This window comes from Lactiplantibacillus fabifermentans DSM 21115, from assembly GCF_000498955.2.
Taxonomy (GTDB): Bacteria; Bacillota; Bacilli; order Lactobacillales; family Lactobacillaceae; genus Lactiplantibacillus; species Lactiplantibacillus fabifermentans.
The window spans coordinates 1-3,561 of record NZ_AYGX02000101.1; the positions used below are offsets into that span (position 1 = coordinate 1).

Genomic DNA, 3,561 nt, shown 5'->3' on the forward strand with positions numbered 1-3,561 from the left:
AAGCTGATCTTTTTTGTCCGAACAGCGTTCGGATTAATTTTACAATCTACCGTTTACTAAAATGTCGGGCTTTGATGCGACATTGGTTGATGAAGAAGTTAACCCGGATGCTATTTGAAAATCAATGTATTTTGGCAAAATAATCGTTGAAAATTGAACGCCTAAAAAGTCTCACACTGAAATGCGACTTTTTGAGATGGAATAAGATTTTGTGTATAGCAATATCGGGAAGCATCAGTGTTACTGGCGATAGAAAATCAATCCAGAAATTTGTGGAAGTATCCGGTTTTAGGAGTCGTTCGATAAGTGTAAGGGCTGGTGGCATCTTTCAAACCATACGTGAGCGGCGCCATAATTAAAAGCATAAATCCAAGAATTAAGCCGACTGCTTGTAACCAGCCACTGCTAGTTAATAAGTGTTGTTGAATCAGTTCAGTCATTAAGGCAATGGCCAGGGGGGCGAATAAGAACCAAGCTGTGGCGTTACCAGGAAAGTAAATGGTGTCTTTACCGGCGCGGTAAAACTTATGCAACATGAAGGCGCCAAAATAACAATGCATCACTGCTTCAATCAGGGCAAAAATTGCAAAGATGGCGGCTAACCGGGGCGTGCAATGAATCAGGAGTGGTGGGATCGTTAAAATCATGGAAACAATGTCAACGGTCGAAGCCGACAAGCGGTTACCGGGATAGCGCAATGCGTTGGTTGAGCCGATAACGGTGTTGAACCCCCACAAAAAGCCCCCGGGAAAGCGATATTCTTCTAGTTGGTGCAGACACATGGCGGCCATCAAGGCATAGGCCAGCCGCGCGAATGACGGTAACGTTGACCACCGGATGAGTAACAAGCTGACGACCAAGATAAAACTGACAATATCAACATAGACGTGCAAGCGGGTGAAGTAATCTAAAAATTTTTTCATAAGCGGACCTCCGATTTTTATCGTTAGGTGTCACAGTTGTGCTACCTAACGAAAAGCATTATAATCGGGGATAAATCGCTTGGTCAATGGTATTAGGCTAAGTGCTACAAAAGGAGTGATTCCGTGACACGTAAGCGCCAAGCTAATCCGCAAAAGGCGTTATCCAAACAATGGTTGGCGGATGCCTTGGTCCGGTTGCTCGCCACGATGCCGTATCAAGATATTACGATTACGGCCATAACGGCGGAAGCCGACTTGGCTCGTCGGACATTTTATCGGCATTTTGCGACGGTCGATGAAGTTTTGGCTTATGACTTAACGGGAATTTGTCAGGACTTTATTGATGAGTTAGCCGATTTAACCGAATTGGATTTTGAAACGTTAATCATCCGGTTCTTCACGTTTTGGAATGAACGCCGCGAGTTTTTGAAGCTACTCCAACAAAATAATTTGGAATATCGGTTGTTACAAGTATTCATGCCACAATTGCGTGACCGGCTCATTGGCCACCTCGCGGAAACCGACATTTATGATTTTATTGCCGGGGGATTGTGGAATTTATTGATGGGGTCGTTGCGGTCGGAAACCGCACCCACGACCGCGGAGTTACAAGCATTGGCCCTGCGGATTTTACAGCACCTATCCTCGACACCTAAAATTAATCAGGCGCATTTCAAAAATTGAGATTGGGCCCGTGCTTAAAGTATTTTAAAAAGAATTGGTGCATTTCATTTTAAGCCAGGTTATAGTGAACTTACCGGGCGCCCGAGTCATAATTGATGAGGTAATGAAAATGAAAATTGAATCTTTTGATAGTGCGATTTTTGCATATATGCAGCGGATCGGACCGTATGGACCAGTCAATCGACAGTTAATGCAAACATTTAAGGCGTGGCTAACCCGTGAGAATTTGGGTGGTCAAGCGGCCATTTTAGCGTTGGCATGTGATAATCCAGCGACCACGCCGGCCGCACAGTGTCGGTATGAAGTTGGAATTGTTGTCCCCAGCAATTTGACGTTTAAAGCGCCGATTGCGCAACGTGAATTGGTGGGCGGGCGGTACGTGATTTTTGAAATCGAACATACGGCGTCGGCAATCGGCCAGTTTTATCAGCAGTTAACCACGACCGAGCCAACTAGTCAGTGGCACCGGCGCCCAGCACCGATTATTGAACGCTACCAACCGGACTTAGTTAACAGGGGCCGCTGTGAGATACTAGTGCCAATTAAATAATGCGAAAAAGCGTGCTAACGAAGATGAAATTCGTTAACACGCTTTTTGACCGGTTGTGATAATTTGGCAACTTGTGATATACAAATAACTAGTTGGCAATTACCATAAGTATTCAACGGGATTCTTAATATATTGGTCATACACATCTTGAACGACGGCCATTTGGTCAGCTGTCAACGGCGCTAATTCAGCGGCCGCCGTGTTACGTTCAATTTGCGTGGGGTTGCTGGCGCCCGGGATAACGGCGGAAACGGCATCATACATTAAGATATACCGTAATGCCGTGGCAGCTAATTGGTCAGTCCCCAAGCGTTTTTTGAGTTCATCGGCGGCTTTCACACCGGTCAGATAATCCACGCCGGAGAACGTTTCGCCTTTGTCAAAATGTTGGCCATTGCGGTTGTTAGTCCGGTGGTCTTCTGGCGCAAACTTAGTGTCGGCGGTATATTTGCCACTTAACAGCCCACTAGCTAGCGGTACGCGGGCTAAGATACCGACATCATGTTGTTGCGCTAACTCGAAGAATAACTTCGCTGGCCGTAAGCGGAACATGTTGAAGATGATTTCAATACCAGCCACGTTATAGTCAAGCGCCTTGATACCTTCTTCAACTTTTTCAACGCTGACACCATAGTTGCGAATCTTGCCTTGTTGTTGTAAGCGGTCTAGTTCGAAGAAAGTTTCTGGTTGATATAACACTTGCGTTGGTGGGCAGTGGAGCAACACCATGTCTAAGGCATCTAAGCCCATATTCTTAAGCGACGCCTCCACGTAGCGGTCGATACTTGCTGGGGTGAAGTGGTCGACTGTCAGGGGTTCTTCCTTGCGGCCAATTTTAGTGGTGAAATGAACGTCGGGATGGGCCTTAATGAATTGACCCACGGCACGTTCGCTAGCCCCATTTTGATAGCCATCGGCGGTGTCGAAGAAATTGACACCTTGCGCGTAGGCTTCGGCTAACGTCGCTTCGGCGTCTTGCTGGTTGAAAGGTAAGCCCCATTTACCACCGAGTTGCCACGTGCCGAGGGAAACTTCACTAATATTAAAACCCGTTTTACCAAATTTTCGATATTTCATAAGTTTGATAACTCCTTTTATAATTGTTAATCGTAGTATCGCACTTCGAGTTCACTCTAAGTCAAGCCGCATTCAAGTTGGTTGCGTGCTGGATACAACAAAAGCCCAGATTACCGGGCCTTTGTGCGATGAAACAGCGCCATACCAATACATTTCTTGACGTGCTTAAGACAGGCTACGAAAATAAAGAGTTAGATCAGTTTTGGTTTGGTCCGCGAGTTGCGTATATTTCTGATTTTCGATGGCCCCTTGCAAAGAATAAAGCTGTTGAATACAAGGTAGATTGTAAAATTAATCCGAACGCTGTTCGGACAAAAAAGATCAGCT

Annotated in this window: 5 protein-coding genes; 3 read left to right on the forward strand and 2 right to left on the reverse strand. The window is 45.7% G+C overall.

Features of this window, described 5'->3' with window-relative positions; all coding sequences use genetic code 11:
- Positions 1-257: 257 nt before the first annotated feature.
- Positions 258-923, reverse strand: a complete 666-nt coding sequence (locus DY78_RS09385) for an HXXEE domain-containing protein (RefSeq protein ID WP_024626287.1) — start codon at positions 921-923, stop codon at positions 258-260.
- 123 nt (positions 924-1,046) lie between these two features.
- Between DY78_RS09385 and DY78_RS09390 the strand changes: the two genes are divergently transcribed.
- Together DY78_RS09390 and DY78_RS09395 are read left to right on the forward strand one after the other, a co-directional pair.
- Positions 1,047-1,607 (forward strand): TetR/AcrR family transcriptional regulator, encoded by a 561-nt coding sequence (locus DY78_RS09390; RefSeq protein WP_024626286.1) that lies wholly within the window; start codon positions 1,047-1,049, stop codon positions 1,605-1,607.
- 109 nt (positions 1,608-1,716) lie between these two features.
- Positions 1,717-2,157: an AraC family transcriptional regulator gene (locus DY78_RS09395; RefSeq protein WP_024626285.1), complete on the forward strand. Its 441-nt coding sequence runs from the start codon at positions 1,717-1,719 to the stop codon at positions 2,155-2,157.
- A gap of 99 nt (positions 2,158-2,256) precedes the next feature.
- Here DY78_RS09395 and DY78_RS09400 read toward each other — a convergent pair whose 3' ends face one another.
- Entirely contained in the window at positions 2,257-3,234 is a 978-nt protein-coding gene (locus tag DY78_RS09400; RefSeq protein WP_024626284.1) for an aldo/keto reductase, read from the reverse strand.
- 128 nt (positions 3,235-3,362) lie between these two features.
- Between DY78_RS09400 and DY78_RS16625 the strand changes: the two genes are divergently transcribed.
- On the forward strand, positions 3,363-3,561 hold a 199-nt coding region (locus tag DY78_RS16625), incomplete at its 3' end, for a hypothetical protein (protein WP_235810661.1).

What these genes read in the sequence shown, in the direction of transcription:
- DY78_RS09395 (WP_024626285.1), top strand. Translation starts at nt 1,717, where the DNA reads ATGAAAATTGAATCTTTTGATAGTGCGATTTTTGCATATATGCAGCGG.
- DY78_RS09385 (WP_024626287.1), bottom strand. Translation starts at nt 923, where the DNA reads ATGAAAAAATTTTTAGATTACTTCACCCGCTTGCACGTCTATGTTGAT.
- DY78_RS09400 (WP_024626284.1), bottom strand. Translation starts at nt 3,234, where the DNA reads ATGAAATATCGAAAATTTGGTAAAACGGGTTTTAATATTAGTGAAGTT.